The 19,346-nt window shown below is 61.4% G+C and carries 18 protein-coding genes and 1 tRNA gene; 9 read left to right on the top strand and 10 right to left on the bottom strand.

The annotated features are described in order from the left end of the window. Positions 1 to 158: 158 nt before the first annotated feature. Both WC698_05555 and pyrF read left to right on the top strand, forming a co-directional pair. A complete protein-coding gene (locus WC698_05555) occupies positions 159 to 1,667 on the top strand; it encodes a YifB family Mg chelatase-like AAA ATPase (GenBank protein MFA6039697.1) in 1,509 nt (502 codons plus the stop codon). A gap of 46 nt (positions 1,668 to 1,713) precedes the next feature. Further along, positions 1,714 to 2,559, top strand: a complete 846-nt coding sequence (gene pyrF, locus WC698_05550) for an orotidine-5'-phosphate decarboxylase (protein ID MFA6039696.1) — start codon at positions 1,714 to 1,716, stop codon at positions 2,557 to 2,559. A 122-nt stretch (positions 2,560 to 2,681) separates the two neighbouring features. Here pyrF and WC698_05545 read toward each other — a convergent pair whose 3' ends face one another. The 4 genes from WC698_05545 to WC698_05530 all read right to left on the bottom strand — a co-directional run bounded on the left by WC698_05545 (position 2,682) and on the right by WC698_05530 (position 6,857). Continuing rightward, positions 2,682 to 4,370: an S-layer homology domain-containing protein gene (locus WC698_05545; GenBank protein MFA6039695.1), complete on the bottom strand. Its 1,689-nt coding sequence runs from the start codon at positions 4,368 to 4,370 to the stop codon at positions 2,682 to 2,684. Between the two features lie 112 nt (positions 4,371 to 4,482). Then, on the bottom strand, positions 4,483 to 5,382 hold the full coding sequence (locus tag WC698_05540; protein MFA6039694.1) for a Ku protein: 900 nt from the start codon (positions 5,380 to 5,382) through the stop codon (positions 4,483 to 4,485). Positions 5,383 to 5,802: 420 nt separating this feature from the next. Beyond that, positions 5,803 to 6,573, bottom strand: a complete 771-nt coding sequence (gene uppP, locus WC698_05535) for an undecaprenyl-diphosphatase UppP (protein MFA6039693.1) — start codon at positions 6,571 to 6,573, stop codon at positions 5,803 to 5,805. Positions 6,574 to 6,605: 32 nt separating this feature from the next. Continuing rightward, positions 6,606 to 6,857, bottom strand: a complete 252-nt coding sequence (locus WC698_05530; GenBank protein ID MFA6039692.1) for a hypothetical protein — start codon at positions 6,855 to 6,857, stop codon at positions 6,606 to 6,608. Positions 6,858 to 7,843: 986 nt separating this feature from the next. Between WC698_05530 and WC698_05525 the strand changes: the two genes are divergently transcribed. Continuing rightward, complete coding sequence (locus tag WC698_05525; GenBank protein MFA6039691.1) at positions 7,844 to 8,095, top strand: hypothetical protein; 252 nt, start codon at positions 7,844 to 7,846, stop codon at positions 8,093 to 8,095. Positions 8,096 to 8,617: 522 nt separating this feature from the next. Here the strand turns inward: WC698_05525 and WC698_05520 are convergent. The 4 genes from WC698_05520 to lspA form a co-directional block, all read right to left on the bottom strand. Beyond that, positions 8,618 to 8,692, bottom strand: a tRNA-Arg gene (locus tag WC698_05520). Positions 8,693 to 8,828: 136 nt separating this feature from the next. Further along, positions 8,829 to 9,371, bottom strand: a complete 543-nt coding sequence (locus WC698_05515; GenBank protein MFA6039690.1) for a hypothetical protein — start codon at positions 9,369 to 9,371, stop codon at positions 8,829 to 8,831. Between the two features lie 58 nt (positions 9,372 to 9,429). Continuing rightward, positions 9,430 to 10,701, bottom strand: coding sequence for a UDP-N-acetylglucosamine 1-carboxyvinyltransferase (murA, locus tag WC698_05510; protein ID MFA6039689.1), 1,272 nt, complete (start codon positions 10,699 to 10,701; stop codon positions 9,430 to 9,432). Between the two features lie 166 nt (positions 10,702 to 10,867). Further along, positions 10,868 to 11,299, bottom strand: a complete 432-nt coding sequence (gene lspA / locus WC698_05505; protein ID MFA6039688.1) for a signal peptidase II — start codon at positions 11,297 to 11,299, stop codon at positions 10,868 to 10,870. A gap of 178 nt (positions 11,300 to 11,477) precedes the next feature. Between lspA and WC698_05500 the strand changes: the two genes are divergently transcribed. The 6 genes from WC698_05500 (at position 11,478) to murB (ending at position 17,509) form a co-directional block, all read left to right on the top strand. After that, positions 11,478 to 12,671, top strand: a complete 1,194-nt coding sequence (locus WC698_05500; protein ID MFA6039687.1) for a putative peptidoglycan glycosyltransferase FtsW — start codon at positions 11,478 to 11,480, stop codon at positions 12,669 to 12,671. Positions 12,672 to 12,806: 135 nt separating this feature from the next. Then, positions 12,807 to 13,856, top strand: coding sequence for a UDP-N-acetylglucosamine--N-acetylmuramyl-(pentapeptide) pyrophosphoryl-undecaprenol N-acetylglucosamine transferase (locus WC698_05495; protein ID MFA6039686.1), 1,050 nt, complete (start codon positions 12,807 to 12,809; stop codon positions 13,854 to 13,856). Between the two features lie 94 nt (positions 13,857 to 13,950). Next, positions 13,951 to 14,757, top strand: coding sequence for a peptidylprolyl isomerase (locus WC698_05490; protein MFA6039685.1), 807 nt, complete (start codon positions 13,951 to 13,953; stop codon positions 14,755 to 14,757). Between the two features lie 100 nt (positions 14,758 to 14,857). Then, positions 14,858 to 16,348: a glutamate--tRNA ligase gene (gltX, locus tag WC698_05485; protein MFA6039684.1), complete on the top strand. Its 1,491-nt coding sequence runs from the start codon at positions 14,858 to 14,860 to the stop codon at positions 16,346 to 16,348. A 24-nt stretch (positions 16,349 to 16,372) separates the two neighbouring features. Beyond that, positions 16,373 to 16,579: a hypothetical protein gene (locus WC698_05480; protein MFA6039683.1), complete on the top strand. Its 207-nt coding sequence runs from the start codon at positions 16,373 to 16,375 to the stop codon at positions 16,577 to 16,579. Positions 16,580 to 16,597: 18 nt separating this feature from the next. Further along, positions 16,598 to 17,509, top strand: coding sequence for a UDP-N-acetylmuramate dehydrogenase (gene murB, locus WC698_05475; GenBank protein ID MFA6039682.1), 912 nt, complete (start codon positions 16,598 to 16,600; stop codon positions 17,507 to 17,509). Here murB and WC698_05470 read toward each other — a convergent pair. Then, positions 17,500 to 17,895: a hypothetical protein gene (locus WC698_05470; protein MFA6039681.1), complete on the bottom strand. Its 396-nt coding sequence runs from the start codon at positions 17,893 to 17,895 to the stop codon at positions 17,500 to 17,502. The genes murB and WC698_05470 overlap by 10 nt on opposite strands. Before the next feature lie 345 nt (positions 17,896 to 18,240). Beyond that, a complete protein-coding gene (gene ssb / locus WC698_05465) occupies positions 18,241 to 19,101 on the bottom strand; it encodes a single-stranded DNA-binding protein (protein ID MFA6039680.1) in 861 nt (286 codons plus the stop codon). Positions 19,102 to 19,346: the final 245 nt, after the last annotated feature.

Below are 19,346 nucleotides of genomic sequence, written 5' to 3'. Positions count from 1 at the left end.
CCAAGCCATCAAAGACGTTCTACATCCCCATGGAACGCATGGCATGCGATGAAAGTTACATCCTAAAGGTGTACGTTCGTCTACCTCTTTTCACTTGCCAGAAGATAGGTGGACGAAAGTACACTGCACGGCAGCAGCCTCCTGTACTCCCACTGCATATGCTCACCTCCCTCACGTCCTTCGCCAACGTCGGTCTCCATTGCGGACGCATCACCGTGGAAGTGGGAGTGGCACGCGGCGAGGACTCCTGCTTCTTCATTGTGGGTCTGGGGGATACCGCGGTACAGGAGAGCAAGCAGAGGGTACGCATGGCCTTGCGCTCCAGCGGCGAGCGGATTCCCGGCGGCTGCGTGATCTCCGTGAACCTTGCGCCCGGCGACCTGCGCAAGATCGGCCCGCGCTACGATCTCCCCATCGCCATCGGTCTTCTCCTTTCCCTCGAACTGCTCTCCCTCGACGAAGAACGCCTGCGGACGATGGCCTTCCTGGGAGAACTGGCCTTCGACGGAAGCCTGCGGCATGTTTCGGGCGTGTTGCCGGCGGCCATCGCCTGCCGCAAGCGCGGCATACGCACGCTCGTGGTGCCGTCCGTGAACGCGCCGGAAGCGGCTCTCATTCCCGACATTGAAGTGATTGGGGCGAAGAGTCTCCCTGAGCTCCTCGCAATCCTGAAAGGGGAACAAGATCCCCCGCGCGTGGATCCGCCGGCAAGCGGCGCCCGTACCGGGAAACAAGAGGAGAACGCCATTGATTTTCGGGATATCCGCGGGCAGGAACAGGCGAAACGCGCTATGGAGATTGCCGCAGCGGGAGGCCATAATATCCTGCTCTGCGGTGCGCCGGGCTCGGGCAAGACGCTCCTCGCCCGCGCCTTCCGGGGCATTTTGCCGCCGCTCTCACAGGAGGAATCCATCGAAGTGATGCAAATCTATTCGGTGGCGAACCTTCTTCCCCAGGGTTCTCCGCTTCTCACTTGCCGTCCTTTTCGCACGGTCCACCATACCGCCAGCGGTGTGAGCATTGTGGGGGGAGGGCAAATACCGAAGCCGGGTGAAATCTCGCTGGCCCACCGCGGCGTGCTCTTTTTGGATGAACTCGCGGAATTCCCCGCGCAGGTGCTGGAGGTGCTTCGCCAGCCCCTCGAAGACCGCACCATTACCATCACCCGCGCACAGGGAAGCGTCACATTCCCGGCAGACTTCATTATGGTGGCAGCCATGAATCCGCCGGAGAGCGGCGGCGGCAGTGCCCTCAAGATCCAGCGCCGCATTTCCGTCCCACTCCTCGACCGCATCGACCTCAAGATCGACGTGCGTGCCGTGCCTATTGAAGACTTGGGGAAGCGAGCATCGCAGAATGGCAGAAGCTCCGGCGAGATATGTGCATGTGTCGCGGCGGCCCGGGAGCGGCAGCGCGTGCGGTTCAAGGGGCTCTCCATTTCCACGAATAAGGAGATGAGCGTGCGGCACATTGATGAGTTGTGCCCGCTGGACGCCCCGTCGCAGAAGCTGCTCAACCAAGCGACCCAGCGCCTGGGCCTCTCCGCGCGCGCCTACCACCGCACCATCAAGGTGGCCCGCACCATTGCGGACTTGGCGGGAGAGAGGGATATCGCTGCGCCCCATGTGGCAGAGGCTTTGCAGTACAGACAAGCGAATGACTCCTAGAATTTGGTCATTGGATATTGGTTCTTGGTCATTTACAATCCCTTCGATGCACTTCGCCGACTCCCTCACGCGCGCCACGAAGGAGAAATCCCCCGTGTGCGTCGGTCTCGACCCGCAATTGGCCAAGCTCCCCGCGAGCCTCCCCAAGACGCCCGAGGGCGTGCTCGCGTTCTGCAAGGGTATTGTGGACGCCACGAAGGACGTGGCTGCGGCGGTGAAGCCGCAGATGGCGTACTTCGAAGTGCTCGGCTGGCAGGGGATGAAGGTGTTCTGGGAGACGTGCGCGTACGCCAAGGGGCAGGGGATGGTGGTCATCGCGGACGGCAAGCGGAACGACATCGGCTCCACGTGCGAGGCGTACGCGGATGCGTACCTCAGCGCGGGCTCACCCATCGACGCCCTCACGGTGACACCCTTCATGGGATCCGATGGAATCAACCCGTTCATCAAGCGATGCACCGAAAACGAAAAAGGGATTTTCGTGCAGGTGAAGAACAGCAACCCAAGCTCCGGGGAAATTCAGGATCTACCCGTAGGAGACGAAGTGGTTCACGAGCATATCGCTCAACTTGTAGAAAGTTGGGGGATGCGCCACTTGGGAAAAGAGACGAACCTCTCATGTGTAGGCGCCGTTGTCGGAGCGACTTATCCCGAAGAAGTGAAATACCTCCGCACCCTCATGCCGCATATCCCTTTCTTGATTCCGGGATATGGTGCCCAAGGCGGGGGAGCAGCGGACGTGCTTCATGGCTTCGTGCCAGACGGCACGGGAGCCATCGTCAATGCAGCCCGCTCCATCATCTTCGCTTCGAACAAGGACGACTGGCGGGAGGCGGCGAAAGCCTCAGCGGAAAAGATGGCGGGGGAGATTGGCGGTGCACTGCGTAAGTGAAACTAAGGGTTCTCGTGAGAGATGCCGAGGTTTCCGAGGATTCCGACGAGTGTTGTGAAACACTCCGAACATGGATGAAGCGATGTTCCTCGGAATCCTCGGACTCATCGGAATCATCAGCTTTACCCCTGCCACTTCGTCCCCGTCGCAATGGGGGTGCCGAGCTCCGTCCACGTGAAGCGTCCCACGCTGTCGGTCCAATGGATGGAGCCGCCTTCGCCTACGGTGCCCGATTTCTGGAGTTGCACCTGGAGGAAGGGATACTGCGCGCCCTGGTCCACCGCCACGTCGCCGAAGAGCCGCAGGGAACGCGGGGTTGCGCTCAGGGTCCCCATTTCCGCGGGTAGGAGGAGACAGCTCACCGTCCCGTCGGAAACGGAGCAGGGGAGGGTCTCCCCGCCTTCGGCCGCCTGGATCTGCCAATTGGACACGGCGATGGTGGTGCTCTTATTCACCGTGAACTCGATGTTCTGGATGCGAGGGGAGATGGTGGCCACGCCCGAGCCAGCGAACGAGAATTCCGCCAACAGTTGACGGGATCCCACTTGCAGCACGCCTTGCGAGGGGAGCATGTTCATCACCGATGTGACGCGCGCCATGGTGGTCTGGTGCTTGGGGAATGCGAAGGTCTGCGGCGCCGAACCGAAGGAATTGTGGCTCCAGGTCCCCTCCGCCACGATGGTGAACGTATCCACTTGCACCAGCTGCTCGGAAACACCGCCGGAATCCTTCGCCTTGAGGAGCACGCGCACCGCAAGCGTGCGCTCCGTGTTCTTCGGCAGCTCGTACGCCCCGCTCGCCGTGAACGTCCCCGTCCAGGTGAGGTCGTTCTCATCCAAGTAGTCCAGAATGAGCAGCCCCACGCGCACGCCGTCGCGGTCCAGCACCTCCATGCTGCTGATGGAACTGATTTTCGTCTTCAATTTTACCGTCACGCTGCGGATGAGCGCGGGTTCCAGCGTGGAATTGAAGGTTGCGCTCGCGATGGGCTCGCTCCAGCTCCCCACCTGGAGAAAGTGGCTCTTTGCGGGGAGGTCGATGGCGTAACTACTGCTGGAAGAGGAGGAAACGGACGATGCCGAGGATGCCGATGCAACCGATGAGGAAACGGAAGAAGAACTGCTGGAAACGGATGAACCGGACGTCCCGCTGCTCGTGCTCGACGAAGACGTCGCCGACGAGGACGAGAGCGTCTTCCCTTGCTCGGCGGCGCGGTACTGCGCCAGCTCGCCGCGCGCTTCAGCCGCGAATGCGGCCGTGAGGCGCGCCATCTGGCCGCGCGTGAGGGGAGTATCCATGGTGATGCTCACCGGCAACAGCGTGCCGTGTTCTTGCGCGGCGCGGACGAAGGGGGCGTACCACGTGTCGGAGGATTGCGCCGTGAGCGTGTAGCGGAAGAGTTTGCTCAGCATCTTGAGCGCTTCCGCGTAGTTCACGGCGCGCTCGGGATGGAACTTGCCGTCGGGGTTCCCCTGCACGATGCCCGAGGCCTTCGCCCCGCACACGTACGTCGCGAACCACTCCGCCACCGGCACGTCCGGAAAACATCCCCCTTCCCCTTCACCGGTGGAGGTGGGGGCGCTGAGGATGGCGATTTTGAGGAATTCCGCCCGGTTCAACGAGCGCTTCGCGGCAAAGGTGCCGTCCGGGTTCCCTTTCACCACGCCCAAGTTCGTGAGCACGCTGATCGCCACAGCTTCCGGTTTGGAGAACGGCGCATCCGTGTACTGCGTACTCCTGTCCGTATAATCCAACGCGAGGGCGGTGAGGGGGAGCAGGATGGCGGCGGCGATGAAGAACGTGCGGCGCATAACCGGGAGGGGAACGGGATATCCCCCGCTCAGGGGGGTACGAGCAAAGTATTGTACCGCACGCGGACCCAAGGTGAACTTGCGGCGGCGCCAGGGGGTTGTGTGGTTCTCCTCACTCGCTGTGCTCTTCCTGTTCCTTCCTTTTCAATTTGGGCTTCCTTGCCCCTTCCTCATGAGGGATGGTCGATTGCATGCGTCGGGCTGCCGACCCCTTGCGCCGCGCATGGCTTTTGGGGGACCGACGCGCCACCTGCTCCAGGCTCTGGCGCAACCGCAGCAACACATCCTTCATGCGGGTCATCTCCAACTCTTCCGCTTGCACGGCCGGCACTTGCCCCCGCACCTTGTCCATGAGCACCCCCCGCAGCTCCTCCGTGTACCGGTCCCGGTAGTCCTGCGGACGGAACGGGTCGGAGAGGATGCCGATGAACTGCAGCGTCGCCTCCATCTCCTCCCCGTCCGCCGCGCGCTCCGGGGGAAAGCGGAGGTCATCCGTCCCGCGCAACTCCGAATGGAAGCGCAATTGGTATGCCATGAGCGCCCGCCCCTCGGGCATCACCGCCGCCAGGTGTTCCTTCCCGCGCAGCACGAAGGTGGCGAGCGCCGCCTTGCCGGAGCGCCGGAGAGCTTCCCGCAGGAGCGCGTACAGACGCTCCGCCCCCCGTTCCGGTTCCAGGAAGTACGGCTTCTCATAGTACGCGGGACCGATCTCTTCCGCGTCGCAGAAGCCGACGACGGAGAGGGAGCGCGTTTGCACCGCCCGTACGCGCCGGAAATCCTCTTCCTCCAGCACCACGTACTTCCCCCTGCGGTATTGGTAGCCGCGCACCACCTCCCCGAAGGGCACTTCGTGGTCTTCTTCCGCGCAGACGCGAATGCTGCGGACGGGTGAAAGGTCTTTCTGGTGCAGGAGCTCAAAAGTCAGACCGCCCCTCTCTTCCGAGGCGGAGAAGAGTTTGACGGGAATGTTCACGAGGCCGAAGGAGAGGGTGCCGGTCCAGACAGCGCGCATGGGGACGGGAGGGAATATCGAGACACCATCTGTGACGGTCATGGGACACGGAAACTGTCAGGGGACGGCTCCCTTCCATGACAGAAAAAACCCCTGCCCGTCCGAGTCACTTGTCGATTCTTCCTTGCGGAAGGTGTCGAGGTTGAAGACGAGCGATGGGGTTGCAAATACCGTGACGAGAGACCTCCGAAATCCTTACAGGAAGACCTTGTGGAAATATCCGGAAGGATGAGGAATTGCTTTTGGGCTGAAAGAAAGGGGTCTCCGGGGCGTCACCATGACCGTATGGAACGCCGGACGACACTCCTGGTGACGGGCATCGCCATCGCCGTGTATGCGGGCTTGTGGGGGATCCTCACGCTCGCCTTGATATGGTGATGGGAAAGGGGATCGTGTATGGACATTGTCTATACAAACGCATCACACCAAGACCGTCCAGAGGAGGACTGCCAAGAGGATGCGATAGATGCCGAACAGCGTGAAGGAGCGCCGCTGAACGAAACGGAGCAGCCAGAGGATGCTCAGCAGCGCCACGACGAAGGATGTAAGGAACCCCGCCGCGAGGAGGCCGAACTCGCGTCCGGAAAAGGAGGGCGCCGTTTGGAGGAGGTCGAGACCCGCGGCTGCGGCCATGGTGGGAACAGCGAGGAGGAACGAGAACTCCACGATCGTCTTCCGGCGGATGCCCAGGAGCAGCCCGCCCACGATGGTGGCCGCGGCGCGGGAGACGCCGGGGACGAAGGCGAGGGACTGGCAGAGGCCGATAGTGAACGCCTGCCGGAAGGAAATGGCACCCGGGTCCTCCACCGCATTGCCCTTCTCGCGATGGAAGTACTCGAAGAGGATGAGCGCGATGCCTCCGAGGAGGAGCGCCCACAGGACCACGGGGATGCTTTCCATCAGGTTCTGCTTGATGACGCGGTAGAAGAGCGCCCCCAGCACCGCCGTCGGCGCGAAAGCGACGATCACGCGGAGCCACACGTCGAAGCGGCGGAGCAGCGAGCGCGCGTAGAGGACGACCACCGCCAGGATGGCACCGAGCTGGATGGCGATGTCGAAGGTCTTCTGGAATTCGGTCTGTTCCAGGCGGAGGAGGTGGGACGTGAGAATGAGGTGCGCGGTGGAAGAGACGGGGAGGAATTCCGTCACCCCTTCCACGATGCCCAGGACGACTGCATGGAGGAACGTCATGGGAGCATTGTGTCATGCCGTTCCCGGTCGCGCTACCAACGCCGCGGCCACCGCTCCATCAATCCAAGCCGTGAACCGTAGATCCTCGCGATATTTTCGATGCGGCTGACGGGTTCGGGCAACGGAGCGGAGGGCGATGACGCCATGGCCGCCCGGTGAAACTTCTCCAGCAAGACTGCGAGTGCGTCACCGCACCGCGGATCTTGTACCTCCTGTTGTGTGGCGCCTCTCTCTTCTTCCGCCGACTCCCCCCCGAAGAGGGGATGCAGGGCAAGGGTGGACATCCGCGCTATTCTCCTCGTCCTATTTCCGCCGTCAATTGCCTAAAATGCCTCAAATTGACGAACGGGCAGTGAATGGAAATAAATCCGGAAGATAGGGATGCCGACGATTCTTGACATTCCTATACTGTCTACGTTCCTTGTTTTTGTCGGCTCGATCACGACTATCGGAAAGGAGAATGTTCCATGGGTTTGTCACAGGTCCTCTGTGTCCTGTTCCATAGATGGGACATCATTGATGCAGAAAGAAAAATGCGCACATGCAGACGGTGCGGAAAGCAGGAACGGCAATGCCGTGAGTGCAAGGGAGAGGGAGGCTCCGTCACGTCGTGCTCGGCGTGCGGAGGAAGTGGATCAGGGATGACGGAGTGCCATGCATGCCATGGCAGTACGCCGAACGGTATAGGCGCATCGGTGGGGTGCGACGTCTGCTACGACTCCAATGAAGTGCGCAGCAACTGCGGCGCATGCCATGGGTCTGGAAGATCCTGGGAGCCTTGTCCGTGCTGCAAAGGGAAAAGATGGATACAGAGAGTGCACTGATCCATCACATCAAGAGACAAAAGCGGGATAGCCAGCCAACAAGGTTCCACCCCGAGCAACAAGTTGCTCGGGGGTTTTTCGGGATCCCGACGGGAGTACGCCCGGCGCCATCATTGACCATGCGCACGCATCGGGTAGAATCATTGCGGTGCGATATTCCTTCACTATGAAGCGGGCTCCCTACGCATCCCTCCCGAAGAGGCGGACCCGCTGACGTACGTGATTGCTCCCACGCAGCTCCCTCTCCGGAAGGGGGCGATTTTTGTAGTTCCTTCACAGTATCCCATTCCTGCAGCCGGGTGGCGTGCCGATGCTCCTGCGTCCGTACTCCTCCCTGTTGGGAGCAGCGTACAACACTTTTTTCGAAAGGAACGACTATGCCTTCTCTCAAGAACCTCGGAAACCCGAAGCGCATGTTCTGCGTTCCCCCTCCTCCTCCGTTCACGATGGAACAGAAACTCGTGGTATGGATCGGGTTCCATGTCCCCCTTCCGCGCACGCAGCGGGGCCCGTGGACGTACGGGCCATGGCTCGTCCGTCTGCCCAGGGCGCTTCGCCGCACATGGGAGCTCATGGAGACGCAAGTGTGGATTTGGGCGAATGGTGAAGTCACCCTTCGCAAGAACAACGGGAGCGACCGCGTCATCGGGCGCATCCCGAAAATCAACCTCTACGATCCAACGCTGCCCCGCGCATAGGGAACGAGGCTGCGCACCGTGACACACTCCGTGCCACACCGTGCAGCCTCTTTTTCAGTTCCCATCGAAGCCCGCGGCTTATCGGGAGGTTTCACCCCGCGAAACGGAATGGTGATTTTGGCCAGAACCGAACGCGCAGCATCATTCCGCAGATGATGTGTCGACACCCCCCTTCTCCAATTCGTTACGCATAATTATTTGTTCAACTATTGCTCCACGGAAACGATACGCGATGTCAGTTATCGGACTGCCCTTTCCCTCTTCTCCATGTCCCACATGGAGATCATATGCTTTGACAAACTCTTCCCAGGCAATTTCGTACTCTTCGTTATGCATACCTCCACTCTATATCGCAGGAAAGAATGAAAATCAATACTCCGTATCGCAGCGGACAGCCCTCGCCCCCATCCAAAGTGGTGACCCAAGCCCCACTTCGCTCCGCTCATTGTCATTCGACTCGCTCAAAAGAAAGAATGGCCCGAGGCCGCAGCCAAGGACCATGAGCGAGCGTAGCGAGTCGAATGGTGTCCCTGGCAGGAATCGAACCTGCATTTATCCCTTAGGAGAGGATCGTTCTATCCGTTGAACTACAGGGACGAAAGAAGTGCTGCGTTGAACAACGAGGCTCCGGGGAAAGTATCCCGCATTTTGCAGCCCGTATCCAGCATGAATGGACCCAAACGCAAAAGGTTCGGTAAAACGGAATACGCACTGCCGCGGCCGGGAACAGCCGCTACTTCCGGAGGACCACCACCTCCCTGCCTTCGGCGGGCAGGGTGCTCTTCATCTTGTACTCGGACATCGTGGATTCCGGTTTGACGCCCACCAGCTTGGCGATGGCGGCGTACGCCTCCTTGTCGTTCGTGGGGATGAGGACGAGGATGCGCGGGTCGAACTCATCGATGAGCTTCTGCGCCACCTTCTGGGCTTCGGCCGGAATCACCAGCACGTCGATGTCGCCCACCATCTCCAGCTGCTTGTCGGTCCAGTCCTGCAGGGGAGAGGAGAGGAAGCCGAAGCGGATACCCTCGAGTTCCACCACGTAGGAAACCTGCTGCCCTTCGCCGTGCCCGATGCCGCGCATCGACACGCCGGCGGCGTTGTACTCACCCGGCCAGGAAATCACCCCTTCACGGATCTCCTCCTCCGGGTTGGCAAGGAGGGCGAGCACCTCTTTGCCGTCGATCTTCGAAGAATCCGGGAAGACGAGAACGGGACGTTCCGCGCCGCTGATGCGCAGGGAGGAACCGCCGAGGGTGGTGAGGGTGAGGGCCATCAGATGTTCATGGTAGTGAAATTCCGTGAGAGAGCAAAGGGTCTTTTTGAAGGAATCCTCACTCCTTCGCTTCCACCCTCTCAATCCGCGCTCCCAACTTCTCCAGCTTCTCATCCAGCCTGTCGTAGCCGCGCTCGATGTAGCGCACGTCCGTGATGGTCGTTTCGCCGTCGGCGCAGAGCGCAGCCAGCACCATGGCGGCCCCCGCGCGGATGTCGTTGCTCGCCACGATGCGTCCCTTGAGGGGAGTGGGCCCGATGATGAGCGCCTGGTGCGCGTTGAGGATTTCGACGTGCGCCCCCATCTTCTCCAACTCGTAGAGGTAGCCCAGCCGGCCTTCGTACAAGCGTTCGAAGATGCGGCTGACGCCGGATGCCTGCGTGAGGGCGACGCCCAGGGGAGCCTGGAGGTCGGTGGGGAAGCCGGGGAAGATGTTGGTGCGGACGTTCATGGCGCGGCACTGCGACGCCTCGCCGTCCACGGTGAGCACGCCGCCTTCGGGTTTGTACTCCCACACGCACCCGCCGCGCCGCAGCACATCCAGGAACGAGGTGAGGTGGGAATCATCCACGCCCCGCACGGACACCTTGCCCCGCGTCACGAGGCCCGTGAGCGCCAGCGCCCCCGCCTCCAGGTAATCGGGAATCACGTGGTGCGTAACCGGCTGCAGGTCCTTGCGTCCGCAAACGGTGACGGTATGCGTCCCCTTGCCCCGCACCTCCGCCCCCATCTCCGCCACGAAATCTTCCACATCGCGCACGTGCGGCTCCGCGGCGGCCAGCTCGACGGTGGTTATACCGGGGAGGAGGGCGGCGGCGAGGACCACGTTCTCCGTGGCGGTGACGGAGAACTCCGGAAGGATCACCCGCCCGGGGCGCAGCGCCCCCTGCAGATGAAGGACCTCCTCGCTGCTCATGTCCTTGGCGCCCAGCTGGACGAACGCCTCGATATGGGCCCCCACGGGGCGCTTGCCCAGGACACATCCGCCCGGATACGACATTTCCACAACGCCGAACCGCGCCAAGAGGGGGCCGAGCAGCACGATGGAGCCGCGCAGCGTGGAGACGTACTGGGCGGGAATGGGTTTGTTGCGGACCTTGTGGGTGCGGATGCGGAGCGTGCCGTCCGCAAAAGAGGTCTCCGCGCCCAGGAACTCCAGGATCGCGAGCATGGCCAGCGTATCACGCAGTTTGGGGACGTTGGTGAGCACCGTCTCGCCCTCCGCCAAGAGCGCCCCCGCGATCAGGGGAAGAGCGGCGTTCTTGGCGCCGCCCACGCTCACTTCGCCCGAAAGGGGTTTACCCCCCCGTACGTGGTAACTGATTCCCATAGGGGGTTGGAGTATAGCGTTGTTTTGAGGCTCATGCATGGTTCTTGGTTTTCTCGGGAGGAAGCCGAGGAATCCGAAGAGTCCGAGGAATCCGAGGATTGCCATACAGAAGCTCTAAACACCGAATAAGCGATGTTCGTCGGAATTCTCGGACTCCTCGGCTTCCTTACTCCTCCCCTCTCCTCCACACGCTCTCGACAAGCAACAACACCACCCCCACCGTTATACAACTATCCGCCACATTGAAGACGGGGAAACTCCCCACCTGGATGAAATCCGTCACCACGCCGTCGGGGATGCGGTCCACGATGTTCGCCAACGCGCCTCCCGCAATGAGCCCGTACGCCGCCTGCTGGAAACGCGATTGTTTCCCCTTCCAGGCCAGCAGGAAAACAACGAGGAGCGCGGCCGCCGTGAGCGCGGCCTGCAGGAGGGTGGGCAGGCGCACGCCGAACGCGATGCCGGGGTTCACGGAACGCTCGAAACCGACGAAGGAGCCCACGAGAGGAATGCGCGCATGGAGGAAGCCGTTCACGAGGAAGGTCCCCAGGACGCTCAAGAGGAACGCGACGAGGGAGGAGAGGAGAAAGGGGAGCACGCAAGAAGTGTACAGGAAACGGACTTCGGACATCGGACCTCGGAACCATGGCCAAAGATTGCCTCCAAGAAACCCCAAACGAATCCCGAAGTCCGAATGCCGAAGTCCTAAGCCCTACGTCCTCCCCCGCAAAAAGGACAGTAGAGAAGTACCGTTCCAGCTCGTATACTGGACTCCCATGTTCAAGCGCCTGGACCTTCTGCTCCTCGGCATCACGGCGGTGCTCACGCTTTTCGGCCTCGCCATGATCGCCAGCGTGAGCGTGTTCGAGAGCTACCAGCTCACCCTGCACCTCACGCAGACCGGCGCGCTCTCCGCGCCCACCAACTCCTTCTACCTCACCCGCAGCTTCATGCACCTCATCGTGGGAATGGGGGTGATGGGCTTCTTCACGGTGGTTCCCTACCGGTTCTGGGAACGCCATGCGCGCACGCTCTACTTCATGGCCTTGGCGCTGCTGCTGGCGGTGTTCGTGCCGTGGCTGAGCGCGGGATGGGGGACTTCGAGCAGCTGGCTGCGCTTGGGGATGTTCTCCCTGCAGCCTTCGGAACTCTTCAAGCTGGCTTTCATCTTCTACCTGGCGGTGTGGCTGCAGAAGCGGGAGCAGCTCATCGGCACGTTCAAGGAAGGCTTCATCCCCTTCGCCACGCTCCTCGTGGTAAGCACGTTCATCATCGCGCTGGAACCGGACTTCGGCACGTTCCTCATCATCAGCGGGATCGCCACGGTGATGTTCTTCATCGCCGGCGGGAACGTCTTCCACCTCTTCCTTGGCGGCGGCCTGGCGGGAGTGATGGGGTTGCCCGTGATCCTGCAGAAGGAATACATCCGCAACCGCTTCGTCGCCTTCCTCTTCCCCAATGACCCGACCATCACGGAATCCATCGGGTTCCAAATCAAGCAGGCGCTCATCGCCATCGGGAGCGGGGGACTGTTCGGCGTGGGCTACGGCAAGTCCATCCAGAAGTTCGGCTACCTCCCGGAAGTGCAGGCGGACATGATCTTCGCCGCCATGGCCGAGGAACTGGGTTTCCTGCGGCTGCTCATCGTGCTGGGGATGTACGGCATCCTGATCTACCGGGGATTCCGCATCGCGCAGAACGCGCCCGACCGTTTCGGATTTTTGGTGGCGACCGGCATCTCCTCCTGGATCGGCGTGCAGACGGGCATCAACATCGCCGTCAACGTGGGCCTCTTCCCCATCACCGGCCTCACGCTCCCCTTCATCAGCGCCGGCGGCTCTTCGCTCATCTCTCTGCTGGCGGGCGTCGGCATTTTGCTGAACATCTCCATGCATTCCACCGAACATGTGACGGCGCGCGCATCGCGAAAGGAGAGGCACGGCTGGGAATGGAGGTTGTCTCTGAGGTGAGGGAGGAGGTGGTAGGTTGTAGGTGGTAGGTTGTAGAACGGGAATTTTCTCATAGAGAAGATAGTCTTCTACTACCTACCCCCTACCACCTCGTCTCCGATACATCTTCAGCCCAGAACACGCTACGATACTCCCATGCACATCCTCCTCGCCGGCGGCGGCTCCCTGGGGCATCTCGCCCCCTGCGTGGCGGTGGCGCGGGCGCTGAAGGATGCGGCGCCCGAAGCCGCGCTGCACATGGTCTGCGCCCGGCGTGAGGAGGAGAGTGCGTTCCTCCGGCACGAGGGCTTCTCACCAACGGCCATCACGCTTCCGCGGCGCTCGTGGACGTTCCCTGTCGCCTTCCTTAAAGCATTACGGCAAGCAGGTACCATTCTGGATTCCTTCCGTCCCGACGCGGTGTTCTGTAAAGGAGGCGCCGTAAGCGTGCCGGTCGCCCTGGCGGCGAGGCGGAGGAAGATCCCCATCGTCCTCCACGAGTCGGACATGGTAAGCGGCCGTGCGAACCGGATGATCATGCGCTGGGCAACCACAATCTGCACGGGTTTTCCGCATACGCAATACGCCATACGTCATACGCAATACGCAGGCAATCCCATCCGTCCCGAAGTGACGCGTGGGAACAAGGAGGAGGGAAGGAAGATCACCGGCTTGTCGGGGAACAAGCCCGTCCTCCTCGTCATCGGCGGAAGCCAGGGCGCGCGGGCGCTCAACGACATCGTCGCCGCGCATCTCGATGAACTCCTCGTGCACTGCGACGTCATCCACCTCACCGGACCCGGGAAGCACGGGGCGGCGCCGCGCGCGGGATACTGGCAAGCTCCCTTCGCGCATACGGAGCTCCCGCATCTCTACGCGCTCGCGGAGCTTGCGCTCAGCCGCGCGGGAGCAAACGTCGTCACCGAACTGGCTGCCAACAGCATCCCCGCCATCCTTGTTCCCCTCCGCGGCGTGGCGCAGGACCACCAGGAAGCGAACGCCCGTGCCGCGGAACAGAGCGGTGGATGCGTCGTGGTCGAACAGGATGATCTGCCTGCCGCCCTCGTGCCCGCGACTGCCAAATTGCTCGGTGATCGGACACTGCTCGCTGTGATGGGAGAGAAGATGAAGACGTTGTATAGGCAGGACGCGGCGAAGGACATCGCGGCCATCCTCGTCGAAGCGGCGATGAAGACATCTGCGTAAAAAAGATCCTCTCTCCAGACGTATATATACAGTATATACAAATATGTCCTGATGGCTTGCGTGAGCCTCGTTCCTTCAGTAGGCTGCCCCGCGTATGTATAAATTCCTCATCCCGCTTTTTGCGCTGGCTTTTCTACTCGTGAGTTGCACTCCCTCCACACCACCGGCCGATCCGGGCCAACAGAACGGAGAGGGAAGCGTCTCCTCCGCCTCGTCGCTCGATGCGGCGCTGTTCCAGTTTGACGGCACCATCCTCTCCGGCAAGCACACCGTCGTGCTCAAGACGTCGCAGGGGGATATCACCTTGGAACTGGATGCGGACGCCGCCCCCAAGACCGTGACGAACTTCATCACGCTCGCCAAGAACGGCTTCTACGACAACCTCACCTTCCACCGCGTGATTCCGGACTTCATGATCCAAGGAGGCGACCCCAACGGCAACGGCTCCGGCGGACGCAGCATCTTCGGTGAAAAGTTCGAGGATGAGATCAACGCGAACAGCTACGGCCTCGACAAGCGCAAGGTGAAGGACGCCGTGGACGACCCCACCCTCGACCCCGCCATCGCGGACCTCACGCTCAAGCAGCTCTACGAGCAGAAGGGGTACGTGTACAACGACAAGCTCACCTCCATCCCGCTCGTGCGCGGTTCCATCGCCATGGCGAACGCCGGCCCCAACACCAACGGGAGCCAGTTCTTCATCGTGCACGCCGCCGAGACGCCCTGGCTCAACGGCCAGCACACGGTGTTCGGCAAGGTGACGAAGGGCATGGACGTGGTGGACGCCATTACGGCCGTGCCGCGTGACGGGAGTGATGCGCCCCTGGAGCCCGTGACCTTTACGGTGGAAGTTTCCGGCGCCGCTTCCTCGCCGGCCGCCTCCGCCGCCCCGGCGTTATAAGGAGAGAACATCATCGATCTTCCCCGGCGACGCCGTCTGCTGCGCATCCTTCTTCGTGGGAAGGGAAGCGGGATGTCCTGTTCCCTGCTATCCTTTCCCCATGCGAACCAGATTTGCGCCCTCCCCTACAGGCTTCCTCCATGTGGGAGGGCTGCGCACCTGTCTCTTTTCCTGGCTGCTTGCCCGGCAAACGAAGGGGACGTTCCTGCTGCGCATAGAGGACACCGACCAAGAGCGCTCCGTTCCCGGCGCCGTGGAGAATATCCTCCGCGCCCTCCGCTGGGCGGGCTTGGAACCCGACGAAGGCGTGATGATGGCGGAGGGGAAGGTGGTGCAGGAGGGGGAGAAGGGGCCGTACGTGCAGTCCGAGCGGATGGCGCAAGGGCTCTACAAGAAGTATGCCGAGGAGCTCGTGCAAAACGGCCACGCCTATCCCTGCTTCTGCACGTCCGAGAGGCTGGAACAGATGCGCAAGCGGCAGGAAGCCGCCAAGCAGGCGCCCATGTACGACCGCACCTGTTTGGCGCTGGCACCGGAGGAAGTAAAGAGGAGGCTGGACGCCGGCGAGCCGCATGTGATCCGTATGAAGGTGCCGCGCGAGCGGCTCATCGCCTTCGAGGACAAGATTCGCGGCACGGTGCGTTTCCAGGGGCACACGGTGGATGACCAGGTGCTCCTCAAGAGCGACGGCTTCCCCACCTACCACCTGGCACACGCCGTGGATGACCATTTGATGGGGATCGACATGGTGGTGCGCGGCGAGGAATGGCTGAGTTCCCTCCCCAAGCACCTCCTCCTCTTCGAGTTCCTGGGGTGGCAGCCGCCCGCCTACGCGCACGTGCCGCTCCTCCTTAATAAGGACCGCACCAAACTGAGCAAGCGCCAGAACGCAGTGGCCGTGGAGGAGTACATCCAAAAGGGCTACCTGCCGGAAGCGCTCCTCAACTTCCTCGCGCTCCTGGGGTGGAACCCCGGGACCACGCAGGAAATATTCTCGCTCCCGGAACTCACCGCCGCGTTCTCGCTGGAGCGCGTGCAGAAGGCGGGGGCGGTGTTCGACACCGAAAAGCTCGATTGGCTGCAAGGGCAGTGGATGCGCAAGATCCCGCTCGAGGAATTCGCGGAGAGGGTACGCCCCCCGGTGGCGGAGAAGTACCCGGACGCGGCGGAGGACAAGACGTTCATGAAGAAAGCCGCGCTCATCCGGGAACGCATCACCTTCTTCGCGGAGGCGCCGGAGATGCTCGGCTTCTTTTACGCGGAACCGGAGGTGACGATGGAGCTGCTCGCGAATGAGAAGCAGAAGGTGACGAGGGAGATCCTCCCGCGCGCATTCGAGATCATCGAAGAGACACTGAAAGACGTCCCCGAAAAGGAATGGACGCACGAGCGCTTGCTCGCCGCATTCCAGGGGAAGGCGAAGGAAACGGGCATGAAGCTGGGGCAGCTGCTCTGGCCGCTGCGTGTGGCGCTCACAGGCCGCGCCTACAGTCCCGGCGCTACGGAAGTGGCCGCGGCGATCGCGGAGGAGCGGGGGAGGAAGGCGGTGTTGGAGAGGATACGAAAGGCAGCCTCCATTCTCGCCTCCTAGTGCCAGCCGTGCTACCATCTCTCTATGGAGCAGAGGAGAACATTGCTTGCGGAATCAAGGAGAAAACATGCTGACTTTTTGAGCCGTCAAGCATCTGCGCGTCAGCACGGCGGCGTGCCTGCCGAGGAGGATTACCGAAACGTCTTTCCCGTTCTCAACGAAGTACAGGAGGAAGAGAGGGCGAAACTTCAAGAAGCTTCCCGCATTCCAGGAAACAGCACACTCGGGTAGGTCTCCGCCGAAGGTTCAATGACCATCCAGGAACTCATCCCCCTCGGCCCCAAGACGACGATGAAGATCGGCGGCTCTGCGCGCTACTACGCGGAGCTCAAGACCAAGGACGACGTAGAGGAGGCGTGGAAGTTCTCCCGGGAGAAGAACGTGCCGCTCATCGTGCTGGGCGCCGGCGCCAACACCGTGTTCGCAGATGGAACGATCAACGCACTCATCGTCCGCATCACCGCGGACAACCTCGTCATACAGGAACCAGATACCAGGAACCAGATACCAGCTATTCATGCGGAAACGGGAATAAGTCTGGCGACGCTCATCAACCGATTGGCCGATCATAACTTGGACCTCTCCGCACTTACGGGAATACCGGGGACGCTCGGCGGCGCGCTGGTGGGCAACGCGGGGCAGGGGCCCAAGGGCATCTGGCTCGATTCCTTCGTAGAGTCCGTGACGGTCTTCGATGGCGAGTGGAAGACGCTCGCCAAAGCAGAATGCCAATTCGCATACCGCGAGAGCGTTTTCAAGCACTGGGAATCCCGAAGTCCGAAGTCCGAAGTCCGAAGTCCCATCCTCTGGGAATCAACACTCACCCTTCCTTCGCGTCCCGCCGCGGAAATCAAGGCGGATATCAACGCGCTCCTCAAAAAACGCATCGAAACCCAGCCGCACCGCCTCACCGCCGGCTCGTGCTTCAAGGCCGTGGAGGGGACGCCCGCCTGGCAGCTGATCGACAAGGCGGCTTTGAAAGGATTGAAGGTCGGCGGCGTGCAGATCAGCGACAAGCACGCCAACTTCCTCATCAACGCGGGCGGCGGGACGTTCACGGACCTCACGGCGCTGATCAAGACGGTCCGCGGGAAAGTCCCCGCGCTGCAGGGGATCGAGATGCGGTTGATTGGAGAGGACGGGGGGATCGTTCAACTTTGAGAATCATCCGGCGGCAGTTGTGTTGCTTTTCCCTCCTTCTGCGCTTGCCGGATTTTTTCTGAAAGGATCGCTGCATCGGACCACTCGAGACCCAACTCTGGATTGGATAGATGCAATCCGACTATCTTGACCGCAGCAGTACAATGCGCGTCATCGTAAGCGTAGACATGACCTTGCCCCCCTTTCACCAAGAGAAGTACATGGAGAGGACTCTTGCTGCAATTGGCTGCTGACATGATTTTGGAGGCAATGGCGTTTGTTATTTCGATGACGGTTGGAGCAGCGGTTTCGTCCAACGACTCCGGCGGAAGGGAACGGGATGGAAAACGATTATGGTAATCCCCGTTGAATCCTCTGCCGAAGGGACCATCCGTTTCGTGCGACATAGGCTGCCTATGCTATGACTTCGTGATGACCTGTCAATGGAAGAGAATAACGCTCCGTAGAGTTCGATCTTCAATATGCATCTGTAGAACAGATACAAGCGGCAAAAGGGCTCATCTACTCCCTGTTTGGACAGGGGGTGGCGCGCCGCGGGGGGTGTAGGGGAAGGCCCTGTTTCGACATGGCAACCGACGAGTCAGCCCCGAAACCTTGGAGGGGCTGACGAGGAGGCACAGGGCCGGGCGGAGGGGAGTTCGGCGCGCCGGCGTTTGGCGCCACCTTTTCGCCGGAAAAGGTGGCAAAGATTCAAGCACCGCTCGTTAGACTTCATGAGATCGGACGCTCTACTAGAAAGGAAGATCCTCCACCTTGATCTCGGACGCATACGCCACTTCGGGAACGTCAACGGAGGGGGAGTCTGCTGCTGCCGCTGCGGAAGCGGGAGCCGCGGCACGGACCCCTCCCGCCGCCACTTCCGTGGAAATGGAGGTATCCGCCAGCGGGTGGCGCGTGCCGAGCATGTTCACTTGGTCGGCGACGATCTCGGTGGTGTAGCGCTTCTGCCCGTCCTTCGTCTCCCAACTGCGCGTCTGCACGCGGCCGCACACGTACGCCTTATTCCCTTTCTTGAGCATCTTGGCGACTTCCTGCGCCAGCGCTCCCCAGATGACCACGTTGTGGAACTCCGTGCGCTCGCGCATTTCCCCGGATCCCTTGTCCTTCCACTTCTCGTTGGTGGCCACGCCCAGCGTGAGCACCTGCTGGCCGCCGGTGGTGGTGCGGATCTCGGGATCGCGCGTCACATTGCCGATCACTTCGGCGCGGTTGAGCGCGGCGCGAAGGGAGGCGGGGCCATCGTGCGGATGCAAGCCGTCCTTGGGGTCCAGCATGATCATGTCGAGGCCGATGATCTTGGTCTTGGAGCGCTTCTCGCCCGTCTTCTCATCGTCCCAGCTGTCGGTCTGCAACCGGCCGGAAATGAAGACCTGGCTGCCGGCCTTGAGGTAGCGCCCCGCCACGTCGGCCATGGGACCCCAGAGAGTGACGGTGTGGAAACCCTTCCCCTCCAGAATTTCTCCGCTCTCGGCGCGGAACGTGTAGGGAACGACCAAGTTCAAATCCGTCACGCTGGTGCCGGAAGGCGTTTGGCGGACGGTGAGCGGTTGTGTTTGGTAGCCGATGATGGACACGCGGTTGAAGGAGAACATGTTGCTGAGGGGGAATGGAAGTAGAGGAGGTCACTGAAAAGCGTGACGTGGACAAAGGTACACCCCACGGTTATATCCCTTCAATTCTTTTCCCTAGATTCTCTTCCGGATTATTGCCTGATACTTCCTCTGTATCACCGTTCCCCCTACAAAATCCGGAGAGGAGCGTGAGGGCTCGACGAACAGCGTACAATATGTAGATAACGTGGCTATCTGAAGCGGTAAACCCACGGACTATGATGAGG

The sequence above is a fragment of the Candidatus Peribacteraceae bacterium genome (assembly GCA_041661065.1).
Taxonomy (GTDB): Bacteria; Patescibacteriota; Gracilibacteria; order Peribacterales; family Peribacteraceae; genus CAIKAD01.
This window is presented reverse-complemented; position numbering and strand designations above follow the sequence as displayed.